Origin of the sequence: Agrococcus jejuensis (assembly GCF_007679035.1) — a bacterium.
Lineage (GTDB): Bacteria > Actinomycetota > Actinomycetes > Actinomycetales > Microbacteriaceae > Agrococcus > Agrococcus jejuensis_A.
This window is the reverse complement of record NZ_VEFR01000006.1, coordinates 1-17,501: the sequence shown is the minus strand read 5'-3', so window position 1 is coordinate 17,501 and position 17,501 is coordinate 1. Positions and strand designations below refer to the sequence as shown.

Genomic DNA, 17,501 nt, shown 5'->3' with positions numbered 1-17,501 from the left:
AGCGCGCGGCTGCGCGCCCGTGACGCGCTCCCTGCGAGCCCTGGCAGGATTGCTGACCGTGACGAGCATGGCCGAGGCGACCGCACGCCTGCAGCAGGTGGCGGGTTCCGGACCGACGGCGGTGCTCGCCGACGCGTTCGCGGCGGCCGGGTTCGAGCTGTCGCTCGTCGGCGGGCCGGTGCGCGACGCCCTGCTGGGTCGCGCGACGACCGACCTCGACTACACGACGGATGCCCGCGCCGACGACATCCTGGCCATCGTGCGGCCGCTGTCGGATGCGCAGTGGGACGTGGGTCGCGAGTTCGGCACGATCGCCTGCCGCATCGACGGTCAGACCGTCGAGGTGACGACGTACCGCGCCGACGTGTACGACGGCGTGACGCGCAAGCCGGAGGTGACGTTCGGCGACGAGCTGGCCGACGACCTCGTGCGCCGGGACTTCACGGTCAACGCGATGGCGCTCCAGCTCGTGGCGCGCGCGGATGCGGGCGTCGAGCGCATCCCGCCGCGTCTGGTCGACGTCGGCGGCGGCCTCGAGCATCTGCTCGCTCGCACGATCGACACCCCGCAGGCGCCGGAGGTGTCGTTCCGCGACGATCCGCTGCGCATGCTCCGGGCCGCGCGCTTCGAGGCGCAGCTGGGGTTCCACGTGGCCGACCGCGTGCGCGCCGCGATGGCCGATGCCGCCGCGACCATCCTCAACATCTCGGCGGAGCGCGTGCGCGACGAGCTCGTGAAGCTGCTGTCGACGCCCGACCCGACGGGCGGCCTGCGCCTGCTGACCGACTCGGGCATCCTCGACCACGTGCTGCCCGAGGTGCCGGCGCTGCGCCTGGAGGTCGACGAGCACGCGCACCACAAGGACGTGTACGAGCACTCGCTCACGGTGCTGCTGCAGGGCATCGCGCTCGAGTCGACGCGCAACCCCGGTGCCGCGCCCGACGTCGTCTCGCGCCTCGCGGGCCTGCTGCACGACATCGGCAAGCCGGCGACGCGCCGCGTCGAGGGCAATGCGGTGACCTTCTACAACCACGACGTCATCGGCTCCCGCCTCGCGGCGAAGCGGCTCAAGGCGCTGCGGTTCGACAACGACACCGTGAAGGCGGTCGCGCGCCTCGTCGAGCTGCATCTGCGCTTCTACGGCTACATGGATGCGTCGTGGACGGATGCCGCGGTGCGCCGCTACGTCCGCGACGCGGGCCCGCTGCTGGAGCGTCTGCACATCCTCACGCGCTCCGACGTGACGACCCGCAACCGTCGCAAGGCCGAGCGCCTCGACTTCGCGTACGACGACCTCGAGCACCGCATCGCCGAGCTCGCCGAGCAGGAGCAGCTCGACGCCATGCGGCCCGACCTCGACGGCGAGCAGATCATGGCCATCCTCGGCATCGGTCCGTCGCGCGCCGTCGGCGAGGCGTATCGGATGCTGCTCGACGCCCGCATCGAGCACGGCCCGCTCGAGCCCGAGCGCGCCGAGACGATGCTGCGCGAGTGGTGGGCGGCGCGCCCCGCCGACTGACGTCGCGGCGCGGGCCGCAAGGGCACTTCTGCCCTCCTGGACGTCGGCCGGGTGCGCCCGGCGCATCCGACGGCGACACTGAGGGCACCGAGCGGTGCGATCGCTCGGCGTCTCGAGCGAGGAGCGCCCGTGTCCGATCCCGCAGCATCCGCGGCCCCAGCGCGCCAGCTGTCGACGCGCCGACTCGCGCTCACGCTCGTCGGCGGCGTCGCGCTCGTCGGGCTCATCGTCGTGGGCGCGGTCGCCTTCGAGACGACCGGCCCGGACCCGCGGGCCGCGGTCGTGGAGTACGTCGAGGCGATCCGCGACGGCGACGTCGAGACCGCGAATGCGCTGACGTCCGGGTACGACGTGCCCGTGGGCTCCCTCGACGACGCCGAGCGCATCACCGACGTGACGGTGTCGACCGAGAGCGTCCGGAGCGAGGAGGAGGCACCGCGGCGCGAGACGTACGCCGTGACCTACGTCCTCGCTGGCGAGTCGGTCGAGACGGAGCTGACGGTGACCCAGGTCGGCGGCTCGGAGCCGCGATGGTCGCTCGACGACTCGCTCGAGCGGCAGGTCGACGTTGCTCTCGAGGAGACCGGCGGCGACGTGCTCGTGAGCGTCGATGCCGTCGTCGCAGGCCAGAGGCTGGGCCTGGGGCCGTCCCGCACCGGCGAGCTGCATCTCCTTCCCGGCGTCTACGCCGTGGAGCCCTCGGCCGGCAGCGTGACCGCCGCCGAGGGGTTCGAGGTCGTCATCGTCGGCGACCGCGACGTCGCCGTCGAGGTGCCGGTGACGCCGACGGATGCGCTGGCGACGTTGGTCGAGAACGAGTCGCTCGCCGCGCTCGCCGACTGCGTCGACGCGGGCGTCTCCGTGAACCTGCGGTGCGGCACCCTGCTGCTCGGTCTCGACTACGCGATCGTGCAGACCCTCGGCATCCAGACGGCGTCCGATGCCGACGCGTACGAGGGCGTCGTGTGGACGGTCGAGTCGTCGACCGTGGAGCAGCCTGCGGGCGACGCGTGGGCGGTCGAGGTGTCGGCGGTCGTCCGCGCGACCTACCCGAGCGGCGGGGCGAGCTCGTCCGTCGACTTCCCGGTGCAGGCGTCGTGGTCCGTCGTCGACGCCGTCGACGAGGAGCCCGCCGTCACGGTGAGCTGGTACGACCCGACCGACGGGTAGCCCGCGCCGCTCGGCAGGGTGAGCATCGCTCACCCCTATGCTCCGAGCATGCCGTCGAACGATCCGATCGCCGCCTCCACCATGGACGGCACCGAGCTGCGGCTCCGCTCGGCCGACGGTCCGCTCGCGTTCTGGAACGTCTACCTCGGCGAGGTGGAGTCCCACGGCGACGAGCGGGGCATCGCCGCGGCGCACCGAGCACGAGTGCTCGATGCCTTCCGGTCGGAGGGGTTGCTCGGCCTCGTCCGGCCAAACCTGACGAACGAATGGCACGGGCTCGTCTCGGGGTCGCTCTCCCTCGCCGGCGATCGTCGCGCACTCGTCGCGAGCGGCGGCGGACCCGTGCCGGGCCTCGACCTGCAGAGGTTGACGAGCCGACTCGCGATCGCGGTGCAGGCGACGGTGTCCGCATACGTCGATGGCATGTCGGAGCCCTGGCTCGCGTCGCCGTTGGGCGACGCCCCGTTCGAGGCGTTCGATCGTCGACTCATGTCGATGGAGGCGGTGGCGGCGGGTCGCCTGCTCGTCTCGGCCGGCGATGCACGCACGGCCCGATCGCTGCGCCGAGAGCTGGAGGCCAGAGGACTGGGATCGCAGGTCGTGGAGGCCGATGGTCGCGTCGGCCTCTCCTACGCCGGCGAGGTCGAGCTGGCCGACCAGCTGCGGACGCGTCCGCTCGTCACGCTCTCGGTGGACGACGACCGCATCGACCTCAGCCTCCACCGGCGTCGACGACTGCTGTCGCAGCAGCAGCCCCTCTGGATCATGAGCTGGCTCTCGACCGACGTCGGCATCCTCGACCCCTCGTCGACGCCGCTCACCGGCGATGCGCTCGAGGCGTGTCTCGCAGCCCAGCGACGCACGTGGACGCGGCCCGAGACTCCGCTCCCGCCCGACGTCGCGCTCGCGCTCGGCCTCGACGAGGCGGGTGCCGCCCGCGTGCAGGCGCTGCTCGACGCGGACCGCCCCGCGGTCGACGCCGAGCCGGTCGTCGCCGCGACGGGACTCCCGCGGGCGTTCGGCGACGCGCTGCACCGAGCGATCGCGGGCCTGCCAGGACGGTGATCGCGTCGCGATCGCCCGCGTGTGGCGCGACACGCCGCGCATCCGGTAGTCTTGCCAGGTTGTCCGGCCACGCCGGGCACCATGCATACCCTCCTGCTGCAGATCGTCTGCAGCCGTTCGAGTCCGAAGGAGGTGGGTGAAGCATGCATCCCTACGAGCTGATGGTCATCCTCGACCCGGCCCTCGACGAGCGCACCGTCGCCCCGTCGCTTGACAAGTTCCTCGGTGTCATCCGCACCGCAGAGGGCGAGATCGAGAACGTGGACATCTGGGGCCGCCGTCGTTTCGCATACGAGATCGACAAGAAGACCGAGGGCATCTACGCCGTCGTGGACTTCGTCGCGACCCCCGAGGCCACGAGCGAGCTCGACCGACAGCTGAACCTGTCCGAGGCCGTCATCCGCACCAAGGTGCTCCGTCGTGACGAGGTCATCGCCCAGCGCGCCGTCAAGGCCGCGAAGGACGAGGCCAAGGCCGCACGCGCAGCAGCGAAGGCGACCGAGGCAGCCTGATGGCCGGCGAGACGATCATCACGGTCGTCGGCAACCTCACCGCCGACCCCGAGCTGCGCTACACGCAGAACGGTCTCGCAGTCGCCAACTTCACGATCGCATCCACGCCCCGCACGTTCGACCGTCAGGCGAACGAGTGGAAGGACGGCGAGGCGCTGTTCCTCCGCGCGTCGGTGTGGCGCGAGTTCGCCGAGCACGTCTCGCAGAGCCTGACGAAGGGCAGCCGCGTCATCGCGCAGGGCCGCCTGAAGCAGCGCTCGTTCGAGACGCAGCAGGGCGAGAAGCGCACCGTCATCGAGCTGGAGGTCGACGAGATCGGCCCGAGCCTCCGCTACGCGACCGCGCAGGTCACCCGTTCGCAGGGTGGCGGCGGCGGTGGTGGTGGCCGCGGCCAGTTCGGCGGCGGTCAGCAGGGCCAGGGCGCAGTCGCCGACGAGCCGTGGGGTCAGCCCGCAGGCCAGCAGTCGGGCGGCAACCAGGGCGCGACGCAGGGCGGCGACGTCTGGGGCGCCCCGGGCACCTCCTACAACGACGAGACGCCCTTCTAGGGCCGTCTAGCAAGACAAGAGAGCAGGAAGCACTATGGCTGGAAAGCCGCAGGGCCGCCGGGGTCGTGGACCCAAGGGCGGGAAGCCGGTCGCACCGGCGAAGGCAATCACCGTCGGCGTCATCGACTGGAAGGACGTCGCGACGCTGAAGAAGTTCATCTCGGAGCGCGGCAAGATCCGTGCCCGTCGCATCACCGGTGCATCGGTGCAGGAGCAGCGTCTCATCGCGAAGGCGATCAAGAACGCCCGCGAGATGGCGCTCCTGCCGTACTCCGGCGCCGGGCGCTGAGGAAGGATCTGACATGGCGAAGGTCATTCTCACGAACGAGGTCTCGGGCCTCGGCATCGCCGGCGACGTCGTCGAGGTGAAGAACGGGTACGCCCGCAACTACCTCGTGCCGCAGGGCTTCGCGACGCCGTGGACCCGCGGTGGCGAGAAGCAGGTCGAGCAGATCAAGGCAGCCCGCGCAGCGCGCGAGCACGCCACGATCGAGGAGGCGCAGGACCTCAAGCTGAAGCTCGAGGCCAACCCGCTCCGCGTGTCGGTCAAGGCCGGCAAGGAGGGCCGTCTCTTCGGCTCGGTGCAGACGCAGGACATCGCGGATGCCGTCTCGTCGCAGGGCCTCGGCTCGCTCGACAAGCGCGTCATCACGATCCCGACGGCGATCAAGTCGACGGGCAAGCACCAGGCCACCGCGCGCCTGCGTGACGAGCTCATCGCGAACATCACCATCGAGGTCGTCGCAGCCAAGTAGGCAGCGACCCACGAACGAGGGCCGCACTCCCGGATGGGGGTGCGGCCCTCGTCGTTCGTCCGGGGGCCTTCGGGGACGGTCCCAGCAGCTGGTCGAGGAGCGCAGGCGCGCAGCGCCTCCGCGTCACGAGACCTCGTGACGTGCCTGCCCGACGCGACCATGCGCGTAGCTGGGCAGGAGCCGCGGTCGCGTGGTCTCGTGACGCGGGCTCGCCCAAGGGGCTCGCGCGCTCCTCGACCAGCTGGTGCGGCCAGCGCCCCCGACGGTTGGTGCTCATGGACCGATCCGTGAGGTGCGAGCGAAGCGAGCCTCGAAGGGATCCCACCATCGACGTCGGGGCGGTCAGTGCGCCGGCGCCAGCCGGTAGAGCACCTGCGGGCGACCGCGGCGGCCGTAGCGGTGCGCGAGGTCGATGGCGCCGACCGCGACGAGGTGGTCGAGGTAGCGCCGAGCGGTGGCGCGCGAGACGCCCGCCGAGGCGGCGACCTCGTCGACCGACACGGGCGTCACCGGTCCGAGCGCCTCGAGCACGCGGTCCAGCGTGACCGCGCTGAGCCCCTTCGGCAGCGGCGCGGGCGCTGCGGCCGCGGGCCCGACGGTGCGCAGCGATCCCGTGGTGAGCAGCCGATCCACCTCGCCCTGCGCCAGCGGCACGTCGCGATCGGTCGCGTCCCGCTCCTGTCGCTCGGCCGCGTACGCGAGCAGCCGATCCCGCAGCACCTCGCGGTCGAACGGCTTGATGAGGTAGCCGACGACCTGGGCGGCGAGCGCCTGCCGCACGGTGACCTGGTCGCGCGACGAGCTGACGACGAGCACGTCGGTGCCGGTCGCGCCGGCGATGCGCATGCGGTGCAGCACCTCGATGCCGCTGATGTCTGGCAGGCGCATGTCGAGCAGCACGAGGTCGACGCCGTGCTCGACGAACCCTAGCGCCGCGCGGCCCGACGCTGCCGAGCCGACGACCGTGAACCCGTCGGTCGCCGACACCCATCGGGCATGGAGCGCGCGAGCGCCCGCGTCGTCGTCGACGACGAGCACGCGGATGCCGCCGCTCACGACGGCACCGCCATGTCGACGTCGAAGCGTGCGCCGCCGAGCGCCGAGCGCCCGACGACGACGGAGCCGCCGCGATCCGCGACCGTGCGCCGCACGACGTCGAGGCCGACGCCCCTCCCGACGCCGGAAGCGTCGGAGCGCGTCGACCACCCGCGGGCGAAGATGCGATGCGCGTCGCCGGGGTCGACGCCGGGGCCATCGTCCTCGACCATCATCGTCATGACGCCGTCGTGCGCGTCGAGCGTGCAGCGCACGATCGTCGCGCCGGCCTCGGCGGCGTTGCGGCAGAGGTTCGCCAGCACGAGCAGCACGTCGTCGTCGAGCGCGACCTGCTCGTCGACGTGCAGCTCGAGCGACGTGCCGTGCGCGTCGAGCTCGCCCCGCACCGCCTCGAGCGTCGCCATCGCCACGGCGCCGCGCCGCGGAGGCTCGCCCGGCGTGCGACCGAGCCCGGGTGCGACGGCATCGATGTAGGCGACGGCGTCGTCGCCCTGATCCTGCGCCACGAGGCCGCGCACGACGTGCAGCCGCGTGCCGAACTCGTGCGCCTGCTCGCGCAGCGCATCCGTGGTGCGTCGCATCTGCGTGCTCTCGGCGTCGACGGCATCCGCACGTCGCAGCCTGCGGGCGATCGCGACCGACAGCGTCACGCTCGCGAGCGTCGCGACGAGCAGCGCCCCGATGCTCCAGGGCAGCAGCCCGCCGAGCGCTCGCTCGCGGTCGGCCGCGATGGTCGACTCGAGCACGCCGACCGCGACCATGCCGATGACCTCGCCGGATGCGTCGACGATCGGCACCTTCGCGCGCAACGTGGGCCCCGACGGTCCCGTCTCGGTGCCGACGAACTCCTGGCCCTCGAGCACCTGCGTCGTCGTGGTCTCCACGAGCTCGCCGCGCTCGTCGGGGTCGGGATGCGTGATGCGCACGCCCTCGTCGTCGGTCACCACGACGTACGAGACGCCCGACGCGTCCTCGACGAGCGAAGCGATCGGCTGCAGCGCCGCCGTCGCGTCTGCCAGGTCGACGGCATCGGCGAGGTCGCCGTCGGTGCCGGCGGCGAGCACCGACGCGACCGCATCCTGCACCTCGGGCAGGTCGGCGAGGCTCGACGCGACGCCGTGCACCTGCTCGGCGACGCCCGCGCGGATGCTCTGCTCCTGCACCGCGGCGGCGACGCCCGTCGTGATGCCCGTCGCGGCGAGGACGATGACGCTCGGCAGCGCGAGCACGGCGATGCGACCCAGTCGGGCGGCTCGCGGCCTCGTCACCGTGGCGCACCTCTCGAGTCGACGACGCCGTGAGCGTCAATGAGCACAAATTCGCGCGGAGCCCAGGCGCCCACGCGGTGGCTGCCATCGTACTTCTCGACCTGCGCCACGACGATGTGCGCAGGAGGGAGCGAGCAATGTCAGACCAGCCAGCGACGACGCCGGGCGAGCAGCCGCGCGGGCGTCGCCCGATCGCCCGCATCGTCGGCGCCGCCGTCGCCGTGGCGGCCATCGGCGTCGCCGCCTACGGCTCCGTCACGTCGGCCGCAGCAGGCGGCGACCCCACGACCTCGGTCACGATCGTCGCGCCCGCCGCGGCGGGCGGCGGCTGGGACGGCGTCGCCCGCGCGATGCAGCAGGCGCAGCGCGCCAACGGCATCGTGAACTCGGTGCAGGTCGTGAACATGCCCGGCGCGGGCGGCACGATCGCGATGGGCAACGTCGCGCGCCTCGAGGGGCAGGCGGACACGCTGCTCGTCGGCGGCACGGGCCTGCTCGCCGCCGAGATCCAGTACGGCTCGGCCGTCACGCACGACGACATCACGCCGCTGGCCGTCACGGTCGAGGAGTACGACGTCATCGTCGTGCCCGCCGACTCGCCGTACGAGACGCTCGACGACCTCGTCGCGGCGTGGGGCGAGAACCCCGGATCCGTGCCCTGGACGGGCGGCGGCTCGTTCGACCAGCTCGTCGTCACCGACCTCGCCGTGTCGGCGGGGCTCGAGCCGACCGACACGAACTACATCCCCTCCGACGGCGGCGGCGAGGCCATCCAGGCCCTGCTGAACGGCACCGCTGCAGCGGCAGCGGGCGGCTACCCCGACAACATCGACCAGATCGAGTCGGGCCGCCTGCGCGCCCTCGCGCTCGTCGCGGCCGAGCCCGTCGACGGCATCGACATCCCCACGGCAGTCGAGCAGGGCTACGACGTCACGCTCACGAACTGGCGCATGGTCGCAGCCCCCGGCGGGCTCGACGACGCGCAGACGCAGCAGCTCACCGACATCGTGCTCGAGACCCTCGAGACCCCCGAGTGGGCCGAGGCGATGGAGCGGTACCACTGGACGGAGCGCATCATCACGGGCGACGAGCTCGACGCGTTCCTCGTCGACGAACGCGAGCGCATCGAGTCGCTCTACGAGGAGCTGGGCCGATGATGCATCCGAGCAATCCCACGTCGTCGTCGGCCGTCGTCGGCCAGCGGCTGTCGATCCGCGCCGACACCCGCCGCATCGCCGAGGTCGCGAAGGAGCTCACCGTGCCGGTGCTGCTCGCGGCGTTCGCGATCTACCTCATCGTCGGCATCGTGACGATGGAGGTGCCGGCGGGCACGTCGTTCCCCGGGCCGGAGTTCTTCCCCGGCCTCATCGCCGCGGCGCTGCTGCTGCTCGCGGGGCTGCTCGTCGTGCGATTCGTGCGTCAGCAGCGCGCCGGCGCCCGGACCGCCACGAACGAGGATGCGCCCACCACCGCGTCCGTCGCCGTGCTCGACGCCACGGGCGCCGAGGTCGACGAGCTCGAGGTCGCGGTGCCGCAGCGCGCCGTGCGCGTCGACTGGCGATCGATGGCGTGGGTCGTGCTGTCGTTCGCGGCGTTCGCGCTGCTGCTGAACGTGCTGGGCTGGATCGTCGGCGCCGGTCTGCTGTTCCTCGGCGTCGCCAAGGGCCTCGGCGCCGCCGGCTGGCTGCGCCCGCTCGTGATCGGGCTCACCGTGTCGTCGATCAGCTACATCGCCTTCGACATGCTGCTCGAGCTGTCGCTGCCCTCGGGCATCGTCGGATGGGGGTTCTGACATGGACGTGCTCGCACTCCTCGCCGACGGGTTCGCCGGCGCGCTGACGCCCGGCAACCTGCTGTGGGTCGTCGTCGGCTGCCTCCTCGGCACCGCCGTCGGCGTGCTGCCGGGCCTGGGCTCGTCGATGGCGGTGGCGCTGCTGCTGCCCGTCACGTTCTCGCTCGACCCGACGGCGGCGTTCATCATGTTCGCCGGCGTCTACTTCGGCGGTCTGTTCGGCGACTCGACCATGGGCATCCTCATGAACACGCCTGGGCAGGCGTCGGCGATCGCGTCGACGTTCGAGGGCCACAAGATGGCGCTCAACGGGCGTGCGGCGCAGGCGCTCGCGACCGCCGCGATCGGAGCGTTCGTCGGCGGCATGATCGCGTCGATCCTCGTCGTGTTCCTCGCCCCGGCGCTCGCATCGTTCTCGTCGAGCTTCGGGCCGGCCGAGTTCTTCGCCCTGGCGCTGTTCGCTTTCGTGACGACGTCGTCGGTCGTGACCGACGACGCGCTCAAGGGCCTCGGCTCGCTGTGCCTCGGCCTCGGCATCGCGGTGATCGGCGTCGACGGCATCTCGGGCGCCCCGCGCTTCACGATGGGCGTGCCCGAGCTGTTCGACGGCATCTCGCTCGTCACGGTGACGGTCGCGATCCTCGCGCTCGGCGAGGTGATCTACGTCGCGTGCCTCGCCCGTCACCTCAAGGACGGCAAGATCGTGCGCCCCAAGGGTCGACCGTGGCTGTCGAAGCGCGAGCTGCGCGAGGCGGCGCCCGCATGGCTGCGCGGCACCGCGATCGGCCTGCCGTTCGGCGTCGTGCCCGCCGGCGGCTCCGAGATCCCCACGTTCCTCGCCTACGGCCTCGAGAAGCGGCTGGATGCGCGGCGCAAGGATCCGCAGTTCGGCAAGGGCGCCATCCGAGGCCTCGCCGCACCCGAGGCAGCCGGCAACTCGACGACGGGCATGGCGATGGGCGCGCTGCTGTCGCTCGGCCTGCCGATCTCGGCGACCGCCGCGATCATGCTCGCCGCGTTCCGCCAGTACGGCCTGCAGCCGGGCCCGCTGCTGTTCGACCGTGCACCCGACCTCGTGTGGGCGCTGCTCGCGTCGTTCTTCATCGCCATGGTGGTGCTGCTCATCATCAACCTGCCGTTCGCGATGGTGTGGGCGAGGCTGCTGCGCATCCCCCGCGCGTACCTCTACGCGGGCATCGCGGTGTTCTGCGGCCTCGGCATCTACGCCACGAGCGGCTCGGTGTTCGACCTGCTCATGCTGCTCGGCATCGGCATCGTCGGCTTCCTCATGCGGGCGCTCGACGTGCCGCTCGCGCCGCTCATCATCGGCATGGTGCTCGGCCCGCTCGCCGAGACGAGCCTGCGCGACGCGGCGCTGAGCGCCGACGGCGACTTCTCGGTGCTCGTGTCGGGTCCGATCCCGATAGTGCTCTACGCGGTGCTGGCGATCGTGCTGGCGATCACGGTGCGCAGCAAGGTCGTGGCGCGGAAGGCCCGGAGGCGGGAGCTGGTGGACGCGTAGGGGAGCCGCGACCGCTCGACACCCATGACCCACTCGTTGAGGTGCGAGAGCAGCGAGCCTCGAACGGTCCCACCGAAGACTGTGGTGCTCCTTTCGAGGCTCGCTGCGCTCACCTCTGTGGCAAGTCTTCGCGGGAATGATCCGCAGCTTCGGCGTTCAGGTCGCCGCCATCGTTGGCGTCGGTCTGACCTGTGACCGCGGAGAGAACGCAACTCGTGCCGGCTGCACATTCGGTAGGCGCCGTAGAGCGTTCGTAGGCGGCGGAGACGACAGAGGCTCGCACCCCGGGGGTGCGAGCCTCTGATTACTCAGGCGGCGACGAGGTCGTCGTCGTCGTCGGGTCGGTCGAACTTCGCGTCGACGAAGGCCTTGAAGTAGGCGACGAGGTTCTCGTCCTGGGTGAGTGCCTGCAGCGTGAGACGGATGTTGGTGCTGCGACCGGGACCGAGACCCTTCTGCTTCCCCAGCAGCTCCTTGGGGGTCTTGATGAGGGTGCCGTTGCTCGCCCGCACGGCGCGCTCGATCTGGGCGAAGTCGAGAATCGTCTTCTCGTAGAAGCGGGTCGCCGACATCAGGAGCGTGGGTCGTGCCCATCCGTTCGGCACGAGCAGCAGCGGTCGACCGTCAGCGCTCGGCAGGTCGAACGTTGCCTCGTCCCAGTCGGCGGTGGTCGGGTTCCAGACAGGGCGGGTCACTCGCTTGGTGCCGTTCCCGTTGGTGGTGAACTCGGGGTACTGGCGCACCATCGCCTCGGTGAACCGCCCCAGCGGCTCGAACATGAGACGGGTGGTGAGGTCCGAGGTGATGTCGCGGTCGACTCCCTCCACGAACATCGGCAGTTCGTCGAGCTGCCTCAGAATGCCCACGTGAACCAGGGCGATCAGATCCTCCGTCAGCGCCTTCCAGATGGCCGATCCGATGTCCTCGGCACCGCCGTGACCACGGAAGCCGCGCTTGGACATGCCCATGCGGGTCTCCCACGGCTCCTTGAAGTGCTGCAGGAGGTCTTCTCCGCGACGGAGGTCAGCAGGGTTGCCACTGGTGATGCAGCGCACGATCTCGGTGAGGAAGGTGTCAATGCAGTGGACCGCATCGTCGGCGTAGGGCTTGGGCGTCTTCATGAGTCGCACGGCGTGCGGGTCGACGAACAGGCGGTTGTCGATCGCGACGTCGAGGTCGATGAAGGGCACGGGGCCCGGGATGTTGAAGTGTTCGGTGATGGTCGACATGTGCCGGCTCGTTTCTTCTTGGGTTGCGGAAGACGGGCGTCTTCGCTTTTGCAAGGCCCAAGGAGATTCGGTAGCGGCGCCACCGGACCCGATACGCTGGGGTGGACTCGTCCAAAGTCACCTCCGCGCCCTTGGGCCGGGACTGGCCTGGGGCCGCTAGGCGGTTCCAGGCCAGAGTCTTTTCAGCTGTCGTCAGCAGGATCCTTCTGCTTGGTGCGGTTTCCCTTCACCGCGACGCTCGGTCCTCGCAGGTCGATGCAGAGCATGCCGTCCTGCTCATAGGGCTTGTAGCGTCGGCTCACCTCGGTGTCCACGTCGTAGAACTGGGTGAACGCCGAAGCCGAGAGGATCATCTGGCCGTTCTCGCTCGACGATGCCTGCGGACGGATGTTGTAGGCGTGCGACTCGCTTGACGGCTTCATCGCGATGATCTTCGCGTCCTTGTCGAACAGAAGCTCGACCGTCTCGGGCTCACCGATCAACTTGTGAGCGGCACGGTTGATGGAGAAGATGCCCTTCTTCTGGATTGTGATGCTCGGCGCCTTTGCGAGCGGCGCCATGCGCTTGTCGAAGACCTCGAATCCCATCGTGACCTCCTGTCCGATTCTCGTTCCTCACTCAACTATACACGCTCTACGACATTTCCAACGTGTCTAACGCTGGCAACCGATGTTTCCGCTCTTGACGGTCTCTAGCGAGAGACCTCACGAACTTCCAACAGCAGCACTGGGGTTGGATAGAACCGACGGATCGTAAGCTGCACCACCGACATCGTTCGCAAAGCTGTCGTCGGTGTTGTGCACAGTGTTGTGCACAGTTCTCCGCACAGTTTTCTGCCCTCGCTGGGTTCGCGGGAACTTGGCTGCGTTAACCGTCCGCGACGCGAGCGCGGGGACGCGGCTGGAGAAATCGACCCCGGGACCGCGCCGTCCTCGCAGTCCATGGTCCGGCCCTCCGCCTGCTCTCATAAACACGATGCCGGTCCCGCAACTGTTCAGTGCCTCAGGCTCGCGCGATCGTGTCCATCTGGCGGCGCGCAACGGCGTGCCGCCGGCGGGATGGCGGCGCTACGACGCCGCCGCCCGCAGCGCCACGATCGCCGTCGCCACCCGCTCCACGAGATCGACGGGCAGCGGCACGCGGTGCTTCAGCACGACCGAGTCCTTGCCGGAGCGCAGCGGCGCGACCTCCTCCTCGAGGTCGTCGTCGAGCACGGGCACGGGATAGAGGCCCACGTGCTGGCGCCAGCCGGCGTAGTGGATGGCGTACCTGCCGCCGAGCATCACGGCGGCGATGTCGTAGCGGATCACCTCGTCGGCACCCGGCACGGCCCGCAGCAGCGCCTCGCGCACGCGCGTGAGGCGCTCGGCGATCTCGGGCGGGAAGCCCGCGATGTACGCGTCGACGTCGGCTGCGCTCATGGACCGAGCGTGGCACGCGACCGCAACGCGGTCCAGGGTCGGCTCAGCCGACCTCGACGACGACCGGCAGGCGCAGCGCGAACGCCGTGCGACCCGGCACGCTCTCGACCGTGAGCGTGCCGCCGTGCGCCTCGACGATCGCCCGCGAGATCGACAGTCCGAGCCCCGTCGACCCCTCGGTGCGCGTGCGAGCGTCGTCGCCGCGTGCGAAGCGGTCGAACAGGCGAGGCAGCAGCGCGGGGTCGATGCCCGGTCCGTCGTCGACGACCGTCACGACCGCATCCGCGCCCTCGACGACGATCGACGTCCGCACCGTCGTGCCGGCGGGCGTGTGGATGCGGGCGTTCGCGAGCAGGTTCGCGAGCACCTGCCGCAGCCTCGCCTCGTCGCCGTGCACCTGCACGGGGTCGCCGACGTCGACGAGCCATGCATGCTCGGGGTCGACCGCGTGCGCATCGCCGACCGCGTCGACGACGAGCAGCGGCAGGTCGACGGGCTCGACGCGCAGCGACTGGCCGGCGTCGAGCCGGGCGAGCAGCAGCAGGTCGTCGACGAGCACGCCCATGCGCGACGCCTCCGACTCGATGCGGTCGAGCGCGCGCTCCTGCGTGGGCGTGCGCGGCGCATCCTCCGCACGAGCGAGCTGCGCGTACCCGCGCACCGACGCGAGCGGCGTGCGCAGCTCATGGCTCGCATCCGCGACGAACCTGCGCAGCCGCTCCTCGCTCGCGTGCCGCGCGACGAGCGACGTCTCGACGTGATCGAGCAGCCGGTCGAGCGAGGCGCCGACGCGGCCGACCTCGGTGCGCGGGTCCTCGTCGACGTCGGCGCGCTCGGGCACCGACACGACGCCCTCGGCGAGCGGGCGCGCCGCGACGCGCTCGGCGGTGGCGGCGACGCGCTCGAGCGGCTGCAGCGAGCGGCGCACGAGCCAGCCGATCGCGAGGGCGAGCAGCACGAGCGTGCCGCCCATGACGGCGACGAGGATGCCCACGAGCGCGCCGCTGGTCGCGTCGAGATCGTCCATCGACTGGCCGGCGACGATCGTCGCACCGCCCTGCTCGGCGGCCGCGACGCGCATGCTGCCGAGCGTGCCGCCGAGGTCGACCGTCACGGGATCGGCGTCGGGTGCGACGGCGAGCAGCCGCTCGATCTGGGTCTGCGTGAGCGACGACGTCGTGCCGTCGTCGGCGACGTACGTCGCACTCGTGGGGGTGCCGCTGGCATCGACCACGAGCTGCAGCGTGCCGATGCGCTGCTCGGGGCCCTGGCCCGGTCCCTGCGCCGGGCCCTGCTGCCCCGGCCCACCGGCGAGCTCGACCCCCATCCGCACGTCCTCGTCGAGCCGCTCGAGCAGCGACGCCCGCAGCGCGAGCACCGTGCCGATGCCGGCGACGACGAACGCGACGAGCGCGAGCAGCGCGACGCCCACGACGAGCCGGCGCCGCAGCGTCCACGAGCGCAGCATGCCGCGCCTCACGCCGGCTTGATCGTGTAGCCCACCGACCGCACGGTGTGGATGAGCGGGTCGCCCACGGCGTCGAGCTTCTTGCGCAGGTACGAGATGTAGATCTCGACGACGCCCGAGCGACCGCCGAAGTCGTACGACCACACGTTCTCGAGGATCTGCGCCCGCGTGAGCACGCGGCGCTGGTTGCGCATGAGGTAGCGCAGCAGCTCGAACTCCTTCGCCGTGAGGCGGATGGCCTCGCCGGCACGCGCCACCTCGTACGTCTCCTCGTCGAGCGTGAGGTCGCCGACACGAAGCACCGAGTCGTGCTCGGGCTCGCCCACCCGTCGCTTCACCATGCCGCGCAGGCGTGCGACGACCTCGCGCAGGTCGAACGGCTTCGTGACGTAGTCGTCGCTGCCTGCCGTGATGCCGGCGATGCGGTCGTCGACGCCGTCCTTGGCCGTGAGGAACAGCACGGGCACGTCGTTGCCGCCGTCGCGCAGGCGTCGCAGCACCTCCATGCCGTCGAGGCCCGGCATCATCCAGTCGAGCACGACGACGTCGGGCTCGAGCTCGCGCACGACGTTGAGCGCCTCCTGCCCGTTCGACGCGACGCGCGCATCCCATCCCTCGGTGCCCAGCGCCATGCGCAGCAGGTCGGCGAGGTTCGGCTCGTCGTCGACGACGAGGGCGCGGATGGGGGACCCGTCGGCGCGGGTGAGGCGCTGCGGGGGCGTCGTGGGATCGGTCACGTCGCCAGTCTGACGCGCGGCGCGCGTGCGCACCACGCCATCCGGCCCTTCCGAATGGACTCCGAATCGGGCTCTTGTCATCCGTGAATGTGCGGCCGTTGCACTGGTCGCAGACGACCCGGAGATGTCCCGGAGCAGACGAGACCATGGAGATGCGGACATGATGCAGCGGATTCGACGAACGGCCTGGGTGGCCTCCTCGATGCTGGTGGCGGGCCTCGTGCTCGCGGGATGCTCGACGGCGCAGGTCGCCGCGACCACGAGCACGAGCGCGACGGGCTCGAGCGAGACGACGACCACGACGACCGACGCGAGCACGACGGGTGCGACGACGACGGCCGAGACGATCGCCGACACGTCGGCGGCGGTGGAGGCGTTCCTCGCGACGCTCACCGACGAGCAGCGCGAGACAGTGCTGCACGACTACGACGACGAGACGAAGACGACCTCGTGGTCGAACTTCCCCGTGACGTTCGTCGAGCGCGCCGGCCTCAACCTCAGCGACCTCACCGAGGAGCAGCGGGCCGCGGCGATGGGCGTGCTCGAGGCGCTGCTGAGCGACGAGGCGTACGCGACCGTCACGGGCATCATGGGCGGCGACGAGTACCTGCTGGCGAACAGCTCGAGCACCGAGACGTCGCTGGGCCAGTACTTCATCGCGCTCTTCGGCGACGCGTCGAGCGGCTCGGCGTACGAGGTGCAGTTCGGCGGCCACCACCTCGGCATCAACGCGACGCTCGACGCCTCCACCGATGCGATCACCTTCGCGCCCACCCACCTGGGCGTGCAGCCCGCGGTCTACGCCGCGGCCGACGGCACCGAGGTGCATCCGTTCGACGGCATCTACGCCGATGCGTTCGCGTTCTTCGACAGCCTGACGGCCGAGCAGCAGGCGACGCTGACGTCAGGCGACGTCACGATGTGCGCACCCGGCGACGACTGCGCGTTCGAGACCGGTTCCGGTCTCACGGGCGCCGACCTCACCGACGAGCAGCGCACGCTGCTGCTCGACCTGCTCGCGAACTGGGTCGGCATGGCCGACGAGCAGACGACGGCGGATGCGCTCGCCGCGATCGAGGCGACGCTCGACGACACGGTGATCGCGTGGTCGGGCGAGACGACGTACGACATGACCCAGGGCGACGGCATCTCGTTCTCGATCTCCGGGCCGAACGTCTACGTCGCGTTCCAGGCGCAGCAGGGCTCGGCCGGCGCGGACGTCGACGGCGTGACGACCTCGGGCTGGGGCCACGTGCACACGATCTACCGCGACCCGACGAACGACTACGCGGGCAGCGTGACGCAGCAGGCGGCGTCGGGCGGCATGGGTGGCGGGCCGAGCGCGCCGTAGCCCTGCTCGTCGAGGCGCCTCCCCTCCAGCTGGTCGAGGAGCGCGCGAGCGCAGCGAGCACGCGTCACGAGACCACGCGACCGCCGCT

The 17,501-nt window shown here is 71.0% G+C and carries 18 protein-coding genes; 11 read left to right on the top strand and 7 right to left on the bottom strand.

Translation table 11 applies throughout. The annotated features are described in order from the left end of the window. Positions 1–58 precede the first annotated feature (58 nt). From FS793_RS14850 to rplI, 7 genes are all read left to right on the top strand, one after another. Positions 59–1,519 carry a CCA tRNA nucleotidyltransferase gene (locus FS793_RS14850; RefSeq protein WP_144721740.1) on the top strand — a complete coding sequence of 487 codons (1,461 nt, stop codon included), beginning with the start codon at positions 59–61 and terminating at the stop codon, positions 1,517–1,519. A gap of 129 nt (positions 1,520–1,648) precedes the next feature. Further along, positions 1,649–2,689: a hypothetical protein gene (locus FS793_RS14845; protein ID WP_144721738.1), complete on the top strand. Its 1,041-nt coding sequence runs from the start codon at positions 1,649–1,651 to the stop codon at positions 2,687–2,689. A 48-nt stretch (positions 2,690–2,737) separates the two neighbouring features. After that, complete coding sequence (locus tag FS793_RS14840) at positions 2,738–3,754, top strand: hypothetical protein (protein ID WP_144721736.1); 1,017 nt, start codon at positions 2,738–2,740, stop codon at positions 3,752–3,754. A gap of 143 nt (positions 3,755–3,897) precedes the next feature. Then, positions 3,898–4,266, top strand: a complete 369-nt coding sequence (gene rpsF / locus FS793_RS14835) for a 30S ribosomal protein S6 (RefSeq protein ID WP_144721734.1) — start codon at positions 3,898–3,900, stop codon at positions 4,264–4,266. Continuing rightward, positions 4,266–4,814, top strand: a complete 549-nt coding sequence (locus tag FS793_RS14830) for a single-stranded DNA-binding protein (protein WP_144721732.1) — start codon at positions 4,266–4,268, stop codon at positions 4,812–4,814. The genes rpsF and FS793_RS14830 overlap by 1 nt, the downstream gene beginning before the upstream one ends. A gap of 34 nt (positions 4,815–4,848) precedes the next feature. Next, complete coding sequence (gene rpsR / locus FS793_RS14825; RefSeq protein ID WP_092503972.1) at positions 4,849–5,103, top strand: 30S ribosomal protein S18; 255 nt, start codon at positions 4,849–4,851, stop codon at positions 5,101–5,103. A gap of 13 nt (positions 5,104–5,116) precedes the next feature. Beyond that, positions 5,117–5,569, top strand: a complete 453-nt coding sequence (rplI, locus tag FS793_RS14820) for a 50S ribosomal protein L9 (protein WP_144721730.1) — start codon at positions 5,117–5,119, stop codon at positions 5,567–5,569. A 342-nt stretch (positions 5,570–5,911) separates the two neighbouring features. Here the strand turns inward: rplI and FS793_RS16415 are convergent, their stop codons facing one another. Both FS793_RS16415 and FS793_RS16410 read right to left on the bottom strand, forming a co-directional pair. Beyond that, positions 5,912–6,625: a response regulator gene (locus FS793_RS16415; RefSeq protein ID WP_144721728.1), complete on the bottom strand. Its 714-nt coding sequence runs from the start codon at positions 6,623–6,625 to the stop codon at positions 5,912–5,914. Next, the gene (locus tag FS793_RS16410) at positions 6,622–7,893 is read right to left on the bottom strand and encodes a sensor histidine kinase (RefSeq protein ID WP_222123775.1); all 1,272 of its coding nucleotides are present in this window, start codon (positions 7,891–7,893) and stop codon (positions 6,622–6,624) included. The genes FS793_RS16415 and FS793_RS16410 overlap by 4 nt, the downstream gene beginning before the upstream one ends. A gap of 137 nt (positions 7,894–8,030) precedes the next feature. Between FS793_RS16410 and FS793_RS14805 the strand changes: the two genes are divergently transcribed. The 3 genes from FS793_RS14805 to FS793_RS14795 are packed head-to-tail and all read left to right on the top strand — an operon-like array spanning position 8,031 to position 11,207. Then, positions 8,031–9,050: a tripartite tricarboxylate transporter substrate binding protein gene (locus tag FS793_RS14805; RefSeq protein ID WP_144721726.1), complete on the top strand. Its 1,020-nt coding sequence runs from the start codon at positions 8,031–8,033 to the stop codon at positions 9,048–9,050. Next, complete coding sequence (locus tag FS793_RS14800) at positions 9,047–9,685, top strand: tripartite tricarboxylate transporter TctB family protein (protein WP_144721724.1); 639 nt, start codon at positions 9,047–9,049, stop codon at positions 9,683–9,685. Before FS793_RS14805 ends, FS793_RS14800 begins: the two co-directional genes overlap by 4 nt. Position 9,686: 1 nt before the next feature. After that, a complete protein-coding gene (locus tag FS793_RS14795; protein WP_144721721.1) occupies positions 9,687–11,207 on the top strand; it encodes a tripartite tricarboxylate transporter permease in 1,521 nt (506 codons plus the stop codon). Positions 11,208–11,515: 308 nt separating this feature from the next. Here FS793_RS14795 and FS793_RS14790 read toward each other — a convergent pair whose 3' ends face one another. The 5 genes from FS793_RS14790 to FS793_RS14770 all read right to left on the bottom strand — a co-directional run bounded on the left by FS793_RS14790 (position 11,516) and on the right by FS793_RS14770 (position 16,062). Beyond that, positions 11,516–12,436 (bottom strand): hypothetical protein, encoded by a 921-nt coding sequence (locus tag FS793_RS14790; RefSeq protein ID WP_144721719.1) that lies wholly within the window; start codon positions 12,434–12,436, stop codon positions 11,516–11,518. A gap of 182 nt (positions 12,437–12,618) precedes the next feature. Continuing rightward, on the bottom strand, positions 12,619–13,023 hold the full coding sequence (locus FS793_RS14785; RefSeq protein WP_144721717.1) for a hypothetical protein: 405 nt from the start codon (positions 13,021–13,023) through the stop codon (positions 12,619–12,621). A gap of 480 nt (positions 13,024–13,503) precedes the next feature. Beyond that, positions 13,504–13,857 (bottom strand): iron chaperone, encoded by a 354-nt coding sequence (locus FS793_RS14780; RefSeq protein ID WP_144721715.1) that lies wholly within the window; start codon positions 13,855–13,857, stop codon positions 13,504–13,506. A 43-nt stretch (positions 13,858–13,900) separates the two neighbouring features. Continuing rightward, positions 13,901–15,325, bottom strand: coding sequence for an ATP-binding protein (locus FS793_RS14775; protein ID WP_144721713.1), 1,425 nt, complete (start codon positions 15,323–15,325; stop codon positions 13,901–13,903). An 8-nt stretch (positions 15,326–15,333) separates the two neighbouring features. Continuing rightward, positions 15,334–16,062 (bottom strand): response regulator transcription factor, encoded by a 729-nt coding sequence (locus tag FS793_RS14770; RefSeq protein ID WP_260980199.1) that lies wholly within the window; start codon positions 16,060–16,062, stop codon positions 15,334–15,336. 160 nt (positions 16,063–16,222) lie between these two features. Between FS793_RS14770 and FS793_RS14765 the strand changes: the two genes are divergently transcribed. After that, entirely contained in the window at positions 16,223–17,413 is a 1,191-nt protein-coding gene (locus tag FS793_RS14765; protein ID WP_260980198.1) for a DUF3500 domain-containing protein, read from the top strand. Positions 17,414–17,501: the final 88 nt, after the last annotated feature.